Source organism: Streptomyces sp. R818, from assembly GCF_056172735.1.
In genome coordinates this window covers 941,779-959,775 of record NZ_JAOCNE010000003.1, presented here as the reverse complement: position 1 = coordinate 959,775, position 17,997 = coordinate 941,779, and the positions used below count along the sequence as shown (strand labels likewise).

Genomic DNA, 17,997 nt, shown 5'->3' with positions numbered 1-17,997 from the left:
GGAGGCGTCTTCGGCGCGGAGGAGGCGGCCGGGGCGGCGGCCGGGGCCTGCTGCGCCTTGGCGGCCTCGGCGGCGGCCGTGACGTCCTGCTTGCGGATGCGGCCGCCGACACCGGAGCCCTTGACCGTGGACAGGTCCACGTTGTTCTCGGCGGCGAGCTTGCGCACCAGCGGCGTCACGTAGGCACCGTCGTCCGCCGGGGCGGGCGCGGGAGCCTGCTTGGCCGGGGCGGCCTGCTGCGAAGCCGGCGCGGGGGCCGGGGCCGGGGCGGGCTGCGACGGGGCCGGGTCGGGCGCCGGGGCGGTCTGCTGCTGCGGGGCCGGGGCCGAGGGGGCCTGCGGCGCCGGAGCGGCGGGAGCCTCCTGCGCCGGAGCCTGCTGAGCCGGGGCGGCCTGCTGCGGGGCCGGGGCCTCCTGGGCGGGGGCCGCGGGCTGCGCGGGGGCGGCGGCCGGAGCGGCACCGGGCGCACCGATGACGGCGAGCTTGGCGCCGACCTCGGCGGTCTCGTCCTCGGCGACGGTGATCTCCAGGAGCACACCGGCGACGGGGGAGGGGATCTCGGTGTCGACCTTGTCCGTGGAGACCTCGAGGAGGGGCTCGTCCTCCGCGACCTCCTCGCCGACCTCCTTCAGCCAGCGGGTGACGGTGCCCTCGGTGACGGACTCGCCCAGGGCGGGCAGCGTCACGTCGGTGCCCTCGGCGGAGCCGGAACCGGCCGTCGCCTCGGGGGTCGGGGCCGGGGCGGGGGTCTCGGCCTCGGTGGACGGCGCGGCCTCGGCGGGCTGCGCCGGCTCGGCGGCCGGGGCCTGCTCCTGCGCCGGGGCGCCGGAGCCGTCGTCGATGACGGCCAGCTCGGCGCCGACCTCGACGGTCTCGTCCTCGGCGACCTTGATGGAGGCCAGGACGCCGGCGGCGGGCGAGGGGATCTCGGTGTCGACCTTGTCGGTCGACACCTCGAGCAGCGGCTCGTCGACCTCGACGCGCTCGCCCTCGGCCTTCAGCCAGCGGGTGACAGTGCCCTCGGTGACGCTCTCACCGAGCGCCGGAAGGGATACGGAAACCGCCATGGTTTCTGTTGCTCCTTAACGATGCGCAACCACGGATGCCGTGGTGCGGAAGTCTGTGTCGGTCGGTCGTCGCGCCCAGTTTTCGCGACGCAGTGGCGTGGTGGCTGGCGCCGCGCTCAGTCGTGCGAGTGCAGCGGCTTGCCGGCGAGCGCCAGGTGGGCCTCGCCCATCGCCTCGTTCTGCGTCGGGTGGGCGTGGATCAGCTGGGCGACCTCGGCGGGCAGCGCCTCCCAGTTGTAGATCAGCTGGGCTTCGCCGACCTGCTCGCCCATACGGTCGCCGACCATGTGGACGCCGACCACGGCACCGTCCTTGACCTGCACGAGCTTGATCTCGCCCGCGGTCTTCAGGATCTTGGACTTGCCGTTGCCCGCAAGGTTGTACTTCAGAGCGACGACCTTGTCCGCACCGTAGATCTCCTTGGCCTTGGCCTCGGTGATGCCGACGGAGGCGACCTCGGGGTGGCAGTACGTCACCCGGGGCACGCCGTCGTAGTCGATCGGGACGGTCTTGAGACCGGCGAGACGCTCCGCCACCAGGATGCCCTCGGCGAAGCCGACGTGCGCGAGCTGGAGCGTGGGCACGAGGTCACCGACGGCCGAGATCGTCTCGACGTTGGTGCGCATGTACTCGTCGACGAGGACGTAGCCGCGGTCCATCGCGACGCCCTGCTCCTCGTAGCCGAGGCCCTGCGAGACCGGGCCGCGGCCGATGGCGACGAGCAGCACCTCGGCCTCGAAGGTCTTGCCGTCGGCCAGGGTCACGCGGACGCCGTCCTGCGTGTACTCGGCCTTGTCGAAGAAGGTGCCGAGGTTGAACTTGATGCCGCGCTTGCGGAACGCGCGCTCAAGGAGCTTCGAGCTGTTCTCGTCCTCGACCGGCACGAGGTGCTTGAGGCCCTCGACGATCGTGACGTCGGTGCCGAAGGACTTCCACGCCGAGGCGAACTCGACGCCGATGACGCCGCCGCCGAGCACGATCGCCGACTTCGGGACGCGGTCCAGCTTCAGCGCGTGGTCCGAGGAGATGATGCGGTTGCCGTCGATCTCCAGGCCCGGCAGCGACTTCGGCACGGAGCCGGTCGCGAGGAGCACGTGGCGGCCCTGGACACGCTGGCCGTTCACGTCCACGGAGGTCGGGGAGGAGAGCTTGCCCTCACCCTCGATGTACGTCACCTTGCGCGAGGCGATCAGCCCCTGCAGGCCCTTGTACAGGCCCGAGATGACGTCGTCCTTGTACTTGTGGACGGCCTCGATGTCGATGCCCTCGAAGGTCGCCTTGACGCCGAACTGCTCGCTCTCGCGGGCCTGGTCGGCGATCTCGCCCGCGTGCAGCAGGGCCTTCGTCGGGATGCAGCCGTTGTGCAGGCAGGTGCCGCCGACCTTGCCCTTCTCGATCAGGGCGACGTCGAGACCCAGCTGCGAGGCACGCAGAGCCGCGGCGTAACCGCCGCTGCCACCGCCGAGGATCACTAGGTCGAAAACGGTGCTGGCGTCGTTCGCCACGTCACGTCCTCCATGCATGTGCGCCGTACGCCGGTCTCCGATGACCGCGCGGCGGCTGGTGTTCGGCCGCTCGTTCTTCGGCCCTGTGGTGGGGGCCCTGTCCTGCCGCCCCCCATCCTCGCACTTGTCGCAGGCATGCGGGACGTCGGGCCGGTCACTGAGACCCCGGTTACACCGCGGGCGGGTGTGACAGATGCGGGTCGAGCCCGCTTGTTCGTCGAAAGCGAACAGCCCCGGGCGGCTCCGCCCGGGGCTGTCACCAGTGGAGACGCGGGGTCAGCCGAGGTCGCCCGCGGCCGTGCGCTCCGCGAGGCGGACCAGCGTACGGACCGCCGAACCGGTGCCGCCCTTGGGCGTGTAACCGAACGGGCCGCCCTCGTTGAAGGCCGGGCCCGCGACGTCGAGGTGGGCCCACGTGATGCCCTCGCCGACGAACTCCTGGAGGAAGAGACCGGCGACCAGGCCGCCGCCCATCCGCTCGCCCATGTTGGCGATGTCGGCGGTCGGCGAGTCCATGCCCTTGCGCAGGTGCGAGGGGAGCGGCATCGGCCACGACGGCTCGCCGACCTCCTCGGCGATCTCGTGGATCTCCGTACGGAACGCCTCGTCGTTGGACATGATCCCGTAGGTGCGGCTGCCGAGCGCGAGCACCATGGCGCCGGTCAGCGTCGCCACGTCGACGATCGCGTCCGGCTGGTCCTCGGAGGCCTTGGCGATGGCGTCGGCCAGGACCAGACGGCCCTCGGCGTCCGTGTTGAGGACCTCGACGGTCTTGCCGGAGTACATGCGAAGGACGTCACCGGGGCGGGTGGCGGAGCCGGACGGCATGTTCTCGGCGAGCGCCAGCCAGCCGGTGACGTTGACCTGGAGCTTGAGGCGGGCCGCGGTGACGACGGCGGCGAACACGGCGGCGGCGCCGGCCATGTCGCACTTCATCGTCTCGTTGTGCCCGGCCGGCTTCAGCGAGATGCCGCCCGAGTCGTACGTGATGCCCTTGCCGACGAAGGCGAGGTGCTTGTCCGCCTTGGAGCTCGTGTACGAGAGCTTCACCAGACGAGGGCCGGACGCGGAACCGGCGCCGACGCCGAGGATGCCGCCGTAGCCGCCCTTGACGAGGGCCTTCTCGTCGAGGACCTGCACCTTGATGCCGTGCTCCTTGCCGGCCGCCTGCGCGACGGCGGCGAAGGCCTCGGGGTTGAGGTCGTTCGGCGGGGTGTTGATCAGGTCGCGGGCGCGGTTCAGCTCCTCGCCGAGCGCGGTCGCGCGCTCGATCTCGGCCTTGTACGCCTTGTCGCGCGGCTTGGTGCCGAGCAGGGCCACCTCGGCGAGAGGCGCCTTGGCGTTCTTCGCGTCCTTCGCCGACTCCTTGTAGGCGTCGAAGGAGTACGCGCCGAGGAGCGCGCCCTCGGCGATCGCACCGGCGTCCTCGGCGTCCTCGACCGGCAGCGCGAACGCGGCCTTCTTCGCACCCGCGAGGGTGCGGGCGGCGACACCGGCGGCGCGGCGCAGCGACTCCGCGTCGAAGACCTCGTCCTCTTCGGGGAGCGGGCCAAGACCGACCGCCAGCACGACCGGCGCCTTGAAGCCGGAAGGCGCGGGGAGCTTGGTCACCTCGCCCTCGCCGCCCGCGGCGCCGAGGGTCTCCAGGACGGAGGCGAGCTTGCCGTCGTACGCCTTGTCCACGGCCTCCGCGCCGGGCGCGACGACCAGGCCCTTCTCGCCCTTGGCGACGCCGACGACGATGGCGTCGGCGCGCAGGCCGCTGGCCGCGGCGGTGCTGAGAGTCAGAGCAGTCACTGTGGTGAGGTCCCTCTTTCGTGTTGCGGGGTTTGGGTGGCCCTGTGCGAGCCTACGCCGGTGTTCTTCGTGCCGCCCCGTTGAGGTGGCCGTCTCGGGGCTCCGCCCCGGACCCCGCTCCTCAAACGCCGGAGGGGCTTGATTTGGCGGGGCTCGGTTTGTGACGTGAGCGCCACGGTGTCGCGGGCCGTCAGAAAACCATGACCAGCAGCGTCACTGTCGCCGCCGTCTCCGCCACCGCTCCGAACACGTCCCCCGTCACCCCGCCGAACCTGCGGACGCACCTGCGCAGCAGCAACTCGGCCGCGCCGCAGCCCAGGACGACGGCGGGGGTCGCCCCCTTCGAGAGCGGGGCTGCCAGGAGGGCGATCACCGCGCCCGTCAACAGCGCGGTACGTGGCGCCACCGTTTCGGCGACCGCCGCGCCCAGGCCCTCCGGGCGGGCCGCCGGGACTCCGGTGCGGGAGGCGAAGGTCAGGGCCAGGCGGGCGGTCACGGCGGAGAGGGCGACCGCGACGGCGCCGCGGAACCAGGAGTCCGCGTAGAGCTGGGCCAGGACCGCGACCTGGGCGAGCAGGGTCAGGACCAGGGTCACGACGCCGAACGGGCCGATGTCCGACTGCTTCATGATCGTCAACGCCTGCGCCGCGGGCTTTCCGCTGCCCAGGCCGTCGGCGACGTCCGCGAGGCCGTCCAGGTGCAGGCCCCGGGTGAGGACCGCCGGGACCGCGACGGAGGCGACCGCCGCGAGGAGCGCGCCCGCGCCGAGGAAGGTCAGCGCCCCGCCGAGCGCCGCCGCCGCGAGCCCGACGACCAGGCCGGCCAGCGGGGCGCACACCATGCCGACGCGGGCGGCGTCACGGTCCCAGCGGGTGACGGTGACGGGCAGCACGGTGAGGGTGCCGAAGGCGAAACGTATGCCGTCGGCGAGGGCGGCGCGGGAGCTTGTTGCGGACACCGGGGGAGGTTATCCCGGGGCGTACCGGCGGACGGCGGGCCGGTCCCGCAGCGCCGTGGCGCCGCACAGGGCGAGCGTGGCCGCGATCGCGGCCAGGTGCTCCTTGCCCGCCAGGTTGGGCTCGACCAGGCACTCGATCAGCATCAGGGCGACGACGAGGGCGGCCGTCCAGCGCGCCCGGTGGCGCCAGCACACGTAGACCGCGAGCCCGACCACCGCCGCCGACGGGCCGTTGTCCACGACCCGCGCCTCGGACGCGGGCAGGCCGAGCGGGGCGTCCGGGCCGAGCGCGACGCCGAGCCGCGCGTAGAGGGTGCCGGCGAGCGTGGCCGCGTAGGCGAGGGCGAGGGTGCGGCGGCGGCCGAGGCACAGTTCGGAGATGCCGAACACGACGAGGATCTGCGCGAGCGCGCCCCAGACGGGCAGGTCGAGCGCCGGGACGAAGAGGGAGAGCGGCGTGCGGAGCAGGGCGAGCCGGAAGGGGTCGCCGGCGCGGACCGAGCCGATGTCCTGGATCAGCCGGTAGCCCCACGGATGGTGCTGCGCGTACTGGAACGTCGCCGTCAGGCACAGGGATGCCGTCGTCAGCGGGATCGACCGCCATCGGTGGGTCAGCAGCCGTGCGCGTACGAGGGTGAGGAGCGGCCCCCACTCCCTGTGGGCCCGCGCGCGGAAGGCGGTCATCCGGGGTGCTCAAGGCGGGGGCGGCGGCGCAGCGCGGGGAGGGCGGGGACGTCGAGGAAGCCCTCGGCGCGGGCCGAGGCGAGGCCGATGCGCGGCAGGTCGGCGCTCTTCTCGAAGAGCAGGAAGCGGGGTTCCCACGCGGGCCGGTACTTGGCGTTGGCGCGGTACAGCGATTCGATCTGCCACCACCGGGAGAAGAAGCTGAGCAGCGCGCGCCACAGGCGGAGCACCGGGCCCGCGCCGAGTCGCGCGCCGCGTTCGAAGACCGAGCGGAACATGGCGAAGTTCAGCGAGACCTGAGTGATGCCGATCACCGGGGCGCGGCGCAGGAGTTCGATGACCATGAACTCCATGAGGCCGTTGCCGGCACCCCGGTCACGGCGCATCAGGTCGAGGGAGAGTCCGGCGGCGCCCCAGGGCACGAACGAGAGCACTGCTCTCAACTCGCCGCGCGCGTCCGTGCATTCGAGCATCACGCACCGTCCGTCGGCCGGGTCGCCGAGGCGGCCGAGCGCCATCGAGAAGCCGCGCTCGGCGGCCCCGTCGCGCCAGGCGTCGGCGCGCTTCAGGAGGTACGACATCTCGGCGGCCGGGATGTCCTCGTGGCGGCGGACGCGGACCGTGTAGCCCGCGCGCCCGACCCGGTTGTGGGCCTGGCGGACGGTGCGCATCGCCCGGCCCTCCAGGGAGAAGCCCGCGGTCTCCACGACGGCCTCGTCGCCGAGTTCGAGGGCGTCGAGGCCGTGGCGCGCGTAGATCGTGCCCGCCTCCTCGCTCGCGCCCATCACGGCGGGCAGCCAGCCGTGCGCGCGCGCCTCGGCGAGCCAGGCCGCGATGGCGCCGGGCCACGCCTCCGGATCGCCGATCGGGTCGCCGGAGGCCAGGGAGACGCCGCCGAGCACCCGGTACGTGACCGCCGCCTTGCCGGTCGGGGACCAGACGACGCTCTTCTCGCGGCGCAGAGCGAAGTAGCCGAGCGAGTCGCGGGCGCCGCCCTTGTCGAGCAGGGCGCGCAGCCGCGACTCGTCCTCGGGGGAGAGGGGGTCGACGGCGCGGCGGGAGCGGAAGGCCGCGTGGACGACGGCGACCAGCAAGGCGGTGGAGAGGACGTTGATGACGACGTCGACCCAGTGCGGCGTGGTGATGCCCGGGTGGCGGGAGTCGTCGACGGCGACCGAGACGAGGCGCAGGGTGCCGTAGCGCCAGCGCTCCAGGAAGGTCGAGCCGTGGCCGTCGTCGGTGAGGGTGACCAGGAACGCGGCGCAGAGCGAGGTGGCGAGCAGGCCGCAGCCCGCGACGGCCGCCGCGAGCCTCGGGTTCGAGCGGTCGCCCTTCGCGCGGAACTCGCGGCGGCCCAGGAGCAGGGCGGCCACGAACGCGGCGGTCAGCGCGAACGAGATCCAGTTCTGCGCGTACTGCCGGACCTCGGGAAGACACATGACGCAGCCGAACAGCGGCAGGAACAGACCGCTCAGGACCAGGTTGAGGATCCAGGCCGCGCGCTTGCGCCGCCGCATCGTGACCGCCAGGAACCAGGCGACGACCGCGGAGGAGAACCCCGCCGCGAGCAGGTACGGGGTGAAGTAGTTCTCCGCGTTGTGGCGCCGCAGGTCCTGCCCGAACGAGAACCAGACGGCGCTCAGCAGATTGAGGGACGTGACCAGGCGGAGGTACCAGTCGGTGAACCGCGCGGCGCGCCGTGAGATCGGTGTGCTGGTGCTGCCCTGTGGCTCTCCGGTGACGCCCATGCCTGTGAGCATATGGGCGTTTTGGTGGAGTTATGGGTGATTTGGGGTCGGCGTCGCCGCCGACCCCGGGGCGCTCGCCCTCCTAGGCGCCCGCGCCCTCCCCGAAGTCCGAGCCGTCCGAGCCGTCCGCGCCGTCGGTGTCGTTCGCGTCGTCGTCGGCCTTCGGCTGCTCCGCCTCCGGCAGCTCCGCCGCGAGCGCCGCCGCCGACTGGACCAGGGGCAGCGCGAGCAGCCCGCCGGTACCGCCGCCGAGGCGGACACCCTGGTCGAGCAACGGGTCCATCGCCATCCGGTCGAGCGCCTTGGCCTGGGCGGGCTCGCCGCTCGTGTGCGCCGCCAGCCACCAGTCCGGGGCGCGGAACGCGACGCGCTGGCCGACCAGGGCGCAGGCCGCCGACACGACACCGTCCAGGATCACCGGCATCCGGCGCACCGCGGACTGGAGCAGGAAGCCGGTGGCGGCGGCGAGGTCCGCGCCGCCGACCGTGGCGAGGAGCTGCAGCTGGTCGCCCAGGACCGGGCGCGCCCGGCGCAGCGCGTCCCGCACCGCCGCGCACTTGCGCATCCAGGCCAGGTCGTCGATGGGGTCGCCGCCGCGCCCGGTGACGACGGAGGCGTCGGTGCCGCACAGCGCGGCGACGAGCGTGGCCGCCGCCGTGGTGCCGCCGACACTGAGGTCGCCGAGCACCACCAGGTCCGTCCCCGAGTCGGCCTCCTCGTCGGCGAGCGCCATGCCCGCGCGGAACGCCTGCTCGGCCTCGTCCAGGGTCAGCGCGTCCTCGGTGTCGATGCGCCCGGAGCCGCGCCGCACCCGGTGGCTCACGACGTCCGCGGGGAGTTCGTCCGGCTCGCAGTCGAGCGCCATGTCGACGATGCGGACGCCGACGCCGAGCCGCCGGGCCAGGACCGCGCCCGCGCTCGCGCCCTCGACGGCCTCGCGGACCAGGGCGGCGGCGCTGCCCGCGGCCCGCTTCGAGACGCCGAGCTCCGCGATCCCGTGGTCACCGGCGAAGAGGAGCACGCGGGGCCGCGCGACCGGCCGCACCGGCACCGACCCTTGCGCGGCGCTGAGCCACTCGCCCAGTTCGTCGAGGCGGCCGAGGGCGCCCGGCGGCACGGCGAACCGGGCCCTGCGCTCCTCGGCGTCGCGGCGGGTACCGCCGTCGGGGCGCTCGATCAGGTCGGTGAAGTCGTCGAGATTCAGCGAGCTCATTCGCCGAACAGTACCGGCCGATTCCGCCCGGGACCCGTGGTGTCCCCCAGGTCCCGGCGGCCTCGCGTCCATGATCACGTCAGGCGACGCACCGACTGCGCAGCGTCATTGCGTGGTGACAGATCATCACTTACGTTCACCTTTACATCGGATTGTCGTACCGGGAGTTGACGCAGACATGTCCCGCACCGCGCAGGCCGTGGCCGCCCGCCGCCCGGCCTATCTCACCGAACTCGCCGAGGGCACCGAGCACTTCCACGAGGCGCCGCGCCCCGACTGCCCCTGGTGCGGCTCCACCCGCCTGCGCACGCGGCTGCGCACCACCGACCTGCTCCAGCACAAGCCCGGCACCTTCACCGTCGATCAGTGCGAGGTGTGCGGCCACTCCTTCCAGAACCCCCGCCTCACCGCCGAGGGCCTCGCCTTCTACTACCGCGACTTCTACGACGGCCTCTACGCGAACCAGGCGGAGAAAATCTTCGGCCCGCAGAGCTCCGCCAAGCGCCACCTGCGCGCGGCCCGCGCCCTGCGCAAGTACATCGAGCCCGAGAGCTGGCTGGACGTCGGCACCGGCCGCGCCCACTTCCCCGCCGTCGCCCGCCGGGTCATGCCCTACACCGCGTTCGACGGCCTCGACGTCGGCCCGGCCGTCGAGGAGGGCCGCAGACGCGGCCACATCCAGCGGGCCCACCGCGGTCTCCTCACCGACCTCGCGCCCCGGCTCGCCGGCCGCTACGACGCCATGACGATGTTCCACCACCTGGAGCACGCCCTCGAACCCCGCGAGGAGCTCAAGGCCGCCCACCGCGTCCTGCGCCCCGGCGGCCACCTCCTCATCGAGGTGCCCGACCCCGAGAGCCGCTACGCGAAACTGCTGCGCAAATGGTGGGTGCCGTACTTCCAGCCCCAGCACCTGCACTTCATCCCGCTCCGCAACCTCCGCACCGAGCTGCGCGCCCTCGGCTTCACGGTCGTCGCCGTCGACCGCCGCGAGCCGCACATCCCGCTCGACCTGTCGGCCGCCTGCGCCCTGCTCCTCGGCCACTGCCTGCCCGACCGCGACGACCCGTGGCGCAAGCCTCCGGGCCGCTTCCGGCGCCGCCTGCGCCAGGTCCTCGTCTACGTGGCGGCCCCCGCCTTCGTCGCCTGCTACGCCGCCGACGCGGTGCTCGCCCCGCTGGTCAGCCGCACCCGCTTCTCGAACGCGTACCGGATCATCGCCCGCCGCAACCCGTGAGGGAGCGCGCTCAGCCGCGCGACGTTAGCGCCCGCCCCGCAACGGGCGCTCAGCCGCGCAACGGGAGCGCCTGGCCCGCGACGACGAGCAGCACCTGCTCGCACTCGCCCGCGAACGCGGCGTTGAGCCGGCCCAGTTCGTCCCGGTAGCGGCGCCCGGACGCGGTCGCGGGCACGATCCCGGAGCCGACCTCGTTCGAGACGGCGACGACGGTGCGCCGGGTCCGCCGCACCCCCTCGACCAGCTCGGCCACCCGCGCGCGCAGCGCCTTCTCGCCGCCGCCCGCCCACTCGGCGTCGTCCCACGCCCCGACCTCGTCCATGACGTGCGTCAGCCACAGCGACAGGCAGTCCACGAGGAGCGGCGCCGGATCGCCCGCGTCGGCGAGGAGTGGAAGGAGGTCGCAGGTCTCGGCGGTCCGCCACGACCCCGGGCGCCGCTCCCGGTGCACGGCGACGCGCTGGGCCCATTCCGTGTCCCCGCCCCGGGTGCCGCCGGTCGCCACGTACAGCACGTCGGGGAAGGCGGCCAGACGCCGCTCCGCCTCCACCGACTTCCCCGACCGGGCGCCGCCGAGGACCAGTGTCCTGCGCGGCACGTCGGGCACGCTCTCGTACGCGCCGACGAGCAGGGTCGTCCCGTCCGGCACGGCCCGCGCGCCCGCGGCGGCGAGCCGCCGGTCCAGCTCGGGGCCGGGCGGCACGTCGTGGTCCACATGTACGGCGACGACATCGGTGATGGCCCCGATCGCCCCCGCGGCCCGCAGCCGCGCCAGCGCGTCCGGCCGCCCGTTCACGTCCAGGACGACCATCTCGTACGGGTTCCGCGCCTCCGCGAGCCCCGCGGGCGCGGCACCCGGCGGCAGATAGAGCACCCGCTCGCCCTCGGGCCCCGCCACCTCGTACCCGGTGCCGGGCGCGTCCAGGGCGAGCGCCCGCACCCGGTGCCCGGTCAGCAGCGCCAGCTCCCGCCCGTCCGGCACCCGGGCCGGCTGCGGCAGGCCCGCCGGGACCTCGACCGCGGGCCCGTCGTGCGGATGCGAGAGCAGCACCTGCCGTACGCCGCCCAGACTGTGCCCGGCGCGGGCCGCGGCGAACGCGGCACCCGGCGTCAGGTCGAGCAGCAGCACCCCGTCGACGAGCAGCGCCGTCGCCGCGCGGGCGCGGGGCCCGAGCGCGGTCGCGCAGGCCGCGCAGGGGCAGTCGGGGCGGGGCAGTCCTTCGGGGGCTCCGGTGCCGAGCAGAGTCAGTTCCACGAGAAGATCTTCCCGCGCCCCCGCACGGGCCGCGCGCCCGGCTACGCTTCCAGGGACATCACAGCAGGGCAGCAGGGCAGCAGGACAGCAGGACACAGAGCACGACATCGGACATCCGGTACCGGGAGGCTGACATGGCGGCATGGACGTGGCGGTTCGAGAAGTCCGACGGCACGGAGGTGCCTCCGGCGGTGCAGCCGGAGGAGTTCACGACCCAGGGTGATGCCGAGTCCTGGATCGGCGAGCACTGGAAGGCGCTGGCCGAGGGCGGTGCGGATCAGGTCACGTTGTCCGAGGACAACGCGGTGATCTATGGGCCGATGAGCCTGCACGCCGAGGCGGGTGCTCCGCAGGAGTAGCGGGCGCGGGCCGGGCCCTGCCCCGCCCGGGTGGGAGCCCGGCCTCGGGTCTCGTCGTGGCTGGGCGCGCAGTTCCCCGCGCCCCTGGGGGGTGCGGCTTCGCAGCAGCCCCCCCAGGCCGGGTCAGATTTCCGTCAGCGTGACCTCGGTCCTCTTCTCCGCGCCGTCCCTGAGGTACGTCAGCGTCACCTTGTCCCCGGGCCGCTTCTCCGCCAGGGCCTCGGAGAGGGACTGCATCGTCCGGACGTCCGTGTCGTCGAAGCGGGTGATGATGTCGCCGGGTTCGAGGCCGGCCTCGCGGGCGCCGCCCGTGTTCGTCACCGTCACCACGGCGACCCCGGCGGGCTTGTAGCCGTCGTCCAGGACCGAGCGGCCGGTGATGCCGAGGGCGGCGCGGCCGGAGTCGGTCACCTTGCCGTCCTTGATGACCTGGTCGGCGACGGTCTTCGCCATCGACGCGGGGATCGCGAACCCGATGCCCGGGGCCGAGCTGTTGCCGAGGCCCGGGTCGGTCGCCGCGAGGGTGGGGATGCCGATGACCTCGCCGGAGAGGTTGACGAGGGCGCCGCCGCTGTTGCCCGGGTTGATCGCGGCGGACGTCTGCACCATGTTGGCGATCGTCGCCCCCGTACCGCCGCCGGACCGGCTCTCGCTCACCGTGCGGCCGGTCGCCGAGACGATGCCCTGGGTAACGCTGGAGGAGAGCCCGAGCGGTGATCCCATCGCCAGGGTGATCTGGCCGACCGCCACCTTCGCCGAGTCCCCGAACCGGGCCGCCCGCAGCCCCTCCGGACGCTTCGTCAGCTTGATGACGGCCAGGTCCTGCTCCGGGTACGCGTAGACCAGCTCCGCGGTCAGCGCCTCCGTGCTGTTGGCCGTCGTGACCTTGAAGGTCTTCTCGTCGCCGACGACGTGCGCGTTGGTCACGATGTGCCCCTGGCCGTCGTAGACGACCCCGGAGCCGAGGTCGGACGACGCCTGGATCTGGACGACCGACGGCAGGACGTCCTTGATCACCCGCTGGTAGTCGTCCTGGAGGCTGTCGGCCGCCGCGGGTGCCGCCTGCGCGGTGGATCCGATCGATGGCCCGGCCGGTGACGCGGACTGCGAGGCGGAGCCCGAGCAACCCGAGGCGAGAGCCGCCGCGCACACGACGGCGACGGTCAGCGGAGTACGGCGCGCAGCCGCGCGAGAGGCATTCATGCCCGGATTGTCACGTTCGCGCAGGCCGGGCGCCCGCCCCGCGCCGCCGAACAGGCGTCAGCCATGCTCCCGCCGTGCAGCCCGCCCCGCGCGCCGGACAGGCGCTCAGCCGCGCACTCCGCACAGGTGCAGCAGCGCCGCCACCCGCCGGTACGGGTCCGTGCGCCCCGCCCGTTCCTCCGCGGCGAGCAGCGTCTGCAGCTCGCCGCGGTCCGGCAGCTCCGCGTCGTCCTCGGCCTGGTCGGTGAAGATCCGCACCCCGTACCAGGCGTGCAGCGGGGCGCCGATCCCGGCGAGCGTGTCCGTCAGGCGGGCCAGCCGGTCGGCCCGGACGTCGAGCCCGAGGCGGTTGCGGTAGTTCACCGAGTCGAAGGCGCCGAGCGCCGTGACCCAGTCGCCGGCGAGCCCCGGCCGCATGGCGAGCGCGTCCGCGTTCCGCACGAGCAGCGAGAGCAGACCGCCCGGGGCCAGCATCCGCGCGAGGCCCGCGAGCAGCGCGTCCGGCTCCTCCACGTACATCAGGACGCCGTGGCAGAGCACGACGTCGAAGCTGCCGGGCAGGAAGTGCACGCCGGTCTCCCGGCCGTCGCCCTCGACGAGCCGTACCCGCTCGCGCACCCCCTCGGGCTCCGCGGCCAGCGCCTGCTGGGCCACCGCGATCATCCCGGGGTCCTGCTCGACGCCGGTCACCTTGTGCCCGGCCCTGGCCAGGCGCAGCGCCTGCGTGCCCTGGCCCATCCCCACGTCGAGCACCCGCAGCCGCTGCCCGACGGGGAACCGGCCGGCTATCTGCTCGTCGAGCTGCCGGGCCGTCAGCTCCTGCCGTACGACATTGCGCAGACCGCCCAGCTTCGCCTGCCAGGCGCGCGCGGCGTCCCCGGTGAAGGACTCCGTGCTCAGGGTCGCTCCCCGCGCTTGACCTGCGGCTTCGGCAGACGAAGGCGCTTCATCTGCAGCGTGCGCATCAGCGCGTACGCCACCGCGCCCTTGCGGCGCTCGTCCGGGAACCTCTCCGCCAGCTTCTTCTTCAGGCGGAAGCCGGTGATGGCGGAGTCGATCACGATCGCGACGATCACGAACAGCCAGAGCAGCAGCGCGATGTTCTGCAGCGAGCCGACGCGGACCATGCTCAGGACGAGGATGATCACCGCCATCGGCAGGAAGTACTCGGCGATGCAGAACCGCGAGTCGACGAAGTCGCGCGCGTACTTGCGCACGGGACCCTTGTCGCGGGCCGGCAGATAACGCTCGTCACCGCTGGCGAGCGCGGCGCGCTGGCGCTCCATCGCGGTGCGGCGCTCCTCGCGCTGGCGGGAGCGGGCCTCCTTCGGCGTCATCTTCGTGTTGGCCACGCTGCGGCGCTGCGACTGGGCCACGCTGCGCTTGGGCGTGGGGCGGCCCTTGGGCGCCTGCGGGTCTCGGGTCTGCGTGGACGAGGAGGTCACCGGGGCCTTGGCGGCAGCGGCCTTGTCGTCCTTGGATCGGCTACGGAACACAAAAGCCAAGGGTACGCGGTGGGCGTGCATGGACCACAGGCCCGTGGGGAACGATCCGGCAACGTCGTGCGTCCCTAGGGGCACCGCAGGGACACATCCGTAGGGACCCTCCTACTCCTCACGCCGGAGCGGAGCAGCACGCAGTCGTCCTTGGGGATGAGCGCATCCGCACCTGAACAGTGCGGTAATAGATGCAGGACCCGTACTGTGGATTCTGTCGCAGTGCTGGAGCTGGAACGGCCGGTCGGATCTGTCAGAAGGGGGCGCGCGAAGCCCATGAGCGGTGTCATGAAGCGTATGGGGATGATCTTCCGCGCGAAGGCGAACAAGGCCCTTGACCGGGCCGAGGACCCGCGCGAGACCCTCGATTACTCGTACCAGAAGCAGCTGGAGCTGCTGCAGAAGGTGCGCCGCGGCGTCGCCGACGTGGCGACCAGCCGCAAGCGCCTGGAGCTGCAGCTCAACCAGCTCCAGGGCCAGTCCTCGAAGCTGGAGGACCAGGGCCGCAAGGCGCTCGCGCTCGGCCGCGAGGACCTCGCCCGTGAGGCGCTGTCCCGGCGCGCCGCGCTCCAGCAGCAGGTCACGGACCTGCAGACGCAGCACCAGACGCTCCAGGGTGAGGAGGAGAAGCTCACCCTCGCGGCCCAGCGGCTCCAGGCCAAGGTGGACGCCTTCCGTACGAAGAAGGAGACCATCAAGGCCACCTACACCGCGGCCCAGGCGCAGACCCGGATCGGCGAGGCGTTCTCCGGCATCTCCGAGGAGATGGGCGACGTCGGCATGGCGATCCAGCGCGCCGAGGACAAGACGGCCCAGCTCCAGGCGCGGGCCGGCGCCATCGACGAGCTGCTCGCCTCGGGCGCCCTCGACGACCCGTCGGGGCTCGCCAAGGACGACATCCAGAGCGAGCTGGACCGCCTCTCCGGAGGTACGGACGTGGAGCTGGAGCTGCAGCGCATGAAGGCCGAGCTGGCCGGGGGCTCCTCGCCGTCGCAGCAGGCGATCGAGGGCGGCGCGGGCCAGGGCCAGCAGGCGCAGCAGCAGCCGCAGGACACCCCGCGCTTCGACAAGCAGTAGTCCACAGCAGCCGGTGAACAGCCCGAGGAGGGCGTCATGATCGTACGGATCATGGGGGAGGGCCAGGTGAAGCTGGCCGACAGCCACTTCGCCGAGCTCAACAAGCTGGACGATGAACTGCTGGAGGAGATGGAGGGCGGCGACGAGGCCGGTTTCCGGCGCACACTCGCCGCGCTCCTCGACGCCGTGCGCCGCCTCGGCACCCCGCTCCCCGACGACGCGCTTGAACCCTCCGAGCTGATCCTGCCCGCCGAGGACGCGACGCTCGACGAGGTCCGGGACATGCTCAGCGACGACGGCCTGATCCCGGGCTGACCCGCGCCGCGGTACGGGGGACGGCTACCGTGAACCCGGTGACCCCCCTCGTACGGTGGGCCAGGGCGCACCCCCTGGCCCTGGACGCCCTCGTCGCCCTCGGCGTTCTCGTCGCCATGGTCGCCGGATCCTTCGTCGACCCCCACGGCCCCGACGGGTCGTACGTCTGGGGCGCCCGCACCCCGGAGGCGCTCAGCCTGCTGCTCATGGTGCTCGGCGCCGCCGCGCTCGTCTTCCGGCGGGCCGCCCCCATGCACGTACTGGGCGCGACCTCGGCCGTCTCCGTCGTCGAACTCGTCACCGGCGAGCCACGGGCGCCTGTCGTGATGTCCGCCGTCATCGCGCTCTACACCGTCGCCGCGACCACCGACCGGCCCACCACCTGGCGCGTCGGCCTCGCCACGATGGCCGTCCTCACCGCCATCGCCATGCTCGCAGGACCCCTGCCCTGGTACGCGCAGGAGAACATCGGGATCTTCGCCTGGACCGGGATGGCCGCGGCGGCGGGCGACGCGGTCCGCTCCCGGCGCGCCTTCGTCCAGGCCATACGCGAGCGCGCCGAACGGGCCGAGCGGACCCGGGAGGAGGAGGCGCGACGGCGCGTCGCCGAGGAACGGCTGCGCATCGCCCGCGACCTGCACGACGTCGTCGCCCACCACATCGCCCTGGTCAACGTGCAGGCCGGGGTCGCCGCGCACGTCATGGACAAGCGGCCCGACCAGGCCAAGGAAGCGCTGTCACACGTCCGTACGGCCAGCCGCTCCGCGCTCGACGAACTCCGCGCCACCGTCGGCCTGCTGCGCCAGAGCGGCGACCCGGAGGCGCCGACCGAACCGGCGCCAGGGCTCGACCGGCTCGACGACCTCGTCGCCACCTTCCGCCACGCGGGCCTGCCCGTGGAGGTGGCCCGCGCCGCGTCGGCCCCGGCGCTGCACGCGGCCGTCGACCTGGCCGCCTTCCGCGTCGTCCAGGAAGCGCTGACCAACGTGCAGAAGCACGCGGGGCCGGATGCGAAGGCCGAGGTCAGCGTCGTGCACGTGGGCCGGGACGTGGAGATCACGATCATCGACAACGGGCCCGGCGCGCAGCCCGTACCCGCCGACCGCCTCGACGAGAACGGCGGCCACGGCCTGCTCGGCATGCGCGAACGCGTCACCGCGCTCGGCGGCCGCCTCACCACGGGACCGCGCTACGGCGGCGGTTTCCGCGTCCATGCGATCCTTCCGGTCGACGCCCGCACGACCACACCAGGGGATGCCACGCCATGACGAGCGGCACGACCGACGACGCCACCCGGACGATCAGGGTGCTGCTCGCCGACGACCAGGCCCTGCTGCGCAGCGCCTTCCGGGTCCTCGTCGACTCCGAGGCCGACATGCTGGTCGTGGGGGAGGCGTCCGACGGCGCGGAGGCGGTGCGCCTGGCCCGTTCCGAGCGGCCGGACGTCGTTCTCATGGACATCCGGATGCCCGGCACCGACGGCCTCGCCGCGACCCGCGAGATCAGCGCCGACCCCGCACTGGCGCACGTCCGCGTGGTGATGCTGACGACGTTCGAGGTCGACGAGTACGTGGTGCAGTCGCTGCGGGCCGGTGCCTCCGGGTTCCTCGGCAAGGGCGCCGAACCCGAGGAGCTCCTCGGCGCCGTCCGCGTCGCGGCCGCCGGGGACGCGCTGCTCTCGCCCGCCGCGACCAAGGGCCTGATCGCCAAGTTCCTCGCGCAGAGCGACGGTTCGGACGACGCCTCGCCCGCGGGCGGCGCCCACGCGGAGCGGCTCGCCGCGCTCACCGTGCGCGAGCGCGAGGTCCTGGTCCAGGTCGCGGGCGGCCTGTCGAACGACGAGATCGCCGAGCGGCTCGAAGTCAGCCCGCTCACCGTCAAGACCCACGTGAATCGCGCCATGGCCAAACTCGGCGCCCGGGACCGGGCTCAACTCGTGGTAATTGCCTACGAATCGGGCCTCGTCCGTCCAAGGGTGGAGTGACTTCACCGCCGTACGTACTACGGCCGCAGTAGGCGCCGCGTAAGAACGGGACCTGGGAGCGACGAACCGGGCCCTTCCTGTGGCCGAGGGTGTAGGCGG

The 17,997-nt window shown here is 73.2% G+C and carries 17 protein-coding genes; 6 read left to right on the top strand and 11 right to left on the bottom strand.

The window, feature by feature from the left end:
• From N5I75_RS09480 to cobT, 7 genes are all read right to left on the bottom strand, one after another.
• The coding region (locus N5I75_RS09480; protein WP_476676226.1) for a biotin/lipoyl-containing protein at positions 1 to 1,067 on the bottom strand (1,067 nt) is incomplete at its 3' end.
• Positions 1,068 to 1,183: 116 nt separating this feature from the next.
• A complete protein-coding gene (gene lpdA, locus N5I75_RS09475) occupies positions 1,184 to 2,572 on the bottom strand; it encodes a dihydrolipoyl dehydrogenase (RefSeq protein ID WP_476676224.1) in 1,389 nt (462 codons plus the stop codon).
• 276 nt (positions 2,573 to 2,848) lie between these two features.
• The gene (locus N5I75_RS09470) at positions 2,849 to 4,369 is read right to left on the bottom strand and encodes a leucyl aminopeptidase (RefSeq protein ID WP_476676222.1); all 1,521 of its coding nucleotides are present in this window, start codon (positions 4,367 to 4,369) and stop codon (positions 2,849 to 2,851) included.
• 190 nt (positions 4,370 to 4,559) lie between these two features.
• Positions 4,560 to 5,327: an adenosylcobinamide-GDP ribazoletransferase gene (gene cobS / locus N5I75_RS09465; protein ID WP_476676220.1), complete on the bottom strand. Its 768-nt coding sequence runs from the start codon at positions 5,325 to 5,327 to the stop codon at positions 4,560 to 4,562.
• A 9-nt stretch (positions 5,328 to 5,336) separates the two neighbouring features.
• Complete coding sequence (locus N5I75_RS09460; protein WP_476676218.1) at positions 5,337 to 6,011, bottom strand: hypothetical protein; 675 nt, start codon at positions 6,009 to 6,011, stop codon at positions 5,337 to 5,339.
• Positions 6,008 to 7,759 carry a phosphatidylglycerol lysyltransferase domain-containing protein gene (locus N5I75_RS09455; RefSeq protein WP_476676216.1) on the bottom strand — a complete coding sequence of 584 codons (1,752 nt, stop codon included), beginning with the start codon at positions 7,757 to 7,759 and terminating at the stop codon, positions 6,008 to 6,010. Before N5I75_RS09455 ends, N5I75_RS09460 begins: the two co-directional genes overlap by 4 nt.
• A gap of 82 nt (positions 7,760 to 7,841) precedes the next feature.
• Positions 7,842 to 8,972 (bottom strand): nicotinate-nucleotide--dimethylbenzimidazole phosphoribosyltransferase, encoded by a 1,131-nt coding sequence (gene cobT / locus N5I75_RS09450; RefSeq protein WP_476676214.1) that lies wholly within the window; start codon positions 8,970 to 8,972, stop codon positions 7,842 to 7,844.
• Between the two features lie 178 nt (positions 8,973 to 9,150).
• On the opposite strand from cobT, the gene N5I75_RS09445 reads away from it, so the two are divergent.
• Positions 9,151 to 10,209: a class I SAM-dependent methyltransferase gene (locus tag N5I75_RS09445; protein WP_476676212.1), complete on the top strand. Its 1,059-nt coding sequence runs from the start codon at positions 9,151 to 9,153 to the stop codon at positions 10,207 to 10,209.
• 49 nt (positions 10,210 to 10,258) lie between these two features.
• Here N5I75_RS09445 and N5I75_RS09440 read toward each other — a convergent pair whose 3' ends face one another.
• A complete protein-coding gene (locus N5I75_RS09440) occupies positions 10,259 to 11,464 on the bottom strand; it encodes a bifunctional adenosylcobinamide kinase/adenosylcobinamide-phosphate guanylyltransferase (RefSeq protein WP_476676210.1) in 1,206 nt (401 codons plus the stop codon).
• 134 nt (positions 11,465 to 11,598) lie between these two features.
• Between N5I75_RS09440 and N5I75_RS09435 the strand changes: the two genes are divergently transcribed.
• Positions 11,599 to 11,823, top strand: a complete 225-nt coding sequence (locus N5I75_RS09435; protein ID WP_476676208.1) for a hypothetical protein — start codon at positions 11,599 to 11,601, stop codon at positions 11,821 to 11,823.
• Positions 11,824 to 11,946: 123 nt separating this feature from the next.
• Here the strand turns inward: N5I75_RS09435 and N5I75_RS09430 are convergent, their stop codons facing one another.
• The 3 genes from N5I75_RS09430 to N5I75_RS09420 all read right to left on the bottom strand — a co-directional run bounded on the left by N5I75_RS09430 (position 11,947) and on the right by N5I75_RS09420 (position 14,552).
• Positions 11,947 to 13,026 carry a S1C family serine protease gene (locus tag N5I75_RS09430; protein WP_476676206.1) on the bottom strand — a complete coding sequence of 360 codons (1,080 nt, stop codon included), beginning with the start codon at positions 13,024 to 13,026 and terminating at the stop codon, positions 11,947 to 11,949.
• A 105-nt stretch (positions 13,027 to 13,131) separates the two neighbouring features.
• Positions 13,132 to 13,875 (bottom strand): class I SAM-dependent methyltransferase, encoded by a 744-nt coding sequence (locus tag N5I75_RS09425; RefSeq protein WP_476676998.1) that lies wholly within the window; start codon positions 13,873 to 13,875, stop codon positions 13,132 to 13,134.
• Between the two features lie 47 nt (positions 13,876 to 13,922).
• A complete protein-coding gene (locus N5I75_RS09420; RefSeq protein ID WP_476676204.1) occupies positions 13,923 to 14,552 on the bottom strand; it encodes a DUF3043 domain-containing protein in 630 nt (209 codons plus the stop codon).
• Between the two features lie 246 nt (positions 14,553 to 14,798).
• On the opposite strand from N5I75_RS09420, the gene N5I75_RS09415 reads away from it, so the two are divergent.
• Genes N5I75_RS09415 through N5I75_RS09400 form a run of 4 tightly spaced genes read left to right on the top strand, consistent with a single transcriptional unit; the run spans position 14,799 to position 17,898 of the window.
• A complete protein-coding gene (locus tag N5I75_RS09415; protein ID WP_476676202.1) occupies positions 14,799 to 15,599 on the top strand; it encodes a PspA/IM30 family protein in 801 nt (266 codons plus the stop codon).
• Positions 15,600 to 15,635: 36 nt separating this feature from the next.
• Positions 15,636 to 15,914, top strand: coding sequence for a PspA-associated protein PspAA (pspAA, locus tag N5I75_RS09410; RefSeq protein WP_476676200.1), 279 nt, complete (start codon positions 15,636 to 15,638; stop codon positions 15,912 to 15,914).
• Between the two features lie 38 nt (positions 15,915 to 15,952).
• On the top strand, positions 15,953 to 17,182 hold the full coding sequence (locus N5I75_RS09405; protein ID WP_476676198.1) for a sensor histidine kinase: 1,230 nt from the start codon (positions 15,953 to 15,955) through the stop codon (positions 17,180 to 17,182).
• Positions 17,179 to 17,898: a response regulator gene (locus N5I75_RS09400; protein WP_476676196.1), complete on the top strand. Its 720-nt coding sequence runs from the start codon at positions 17,179 to 17,181 to the stop codon at positions 17,896 to 17,898. Before N5I75_RS09405 ends, N5I75_RS09400 begins: the two co-directional genes overlap by 4 nt.
• The last annotated feature ends 99 nt before the right edge of the window (positions 17,899 to 17,997 follow it).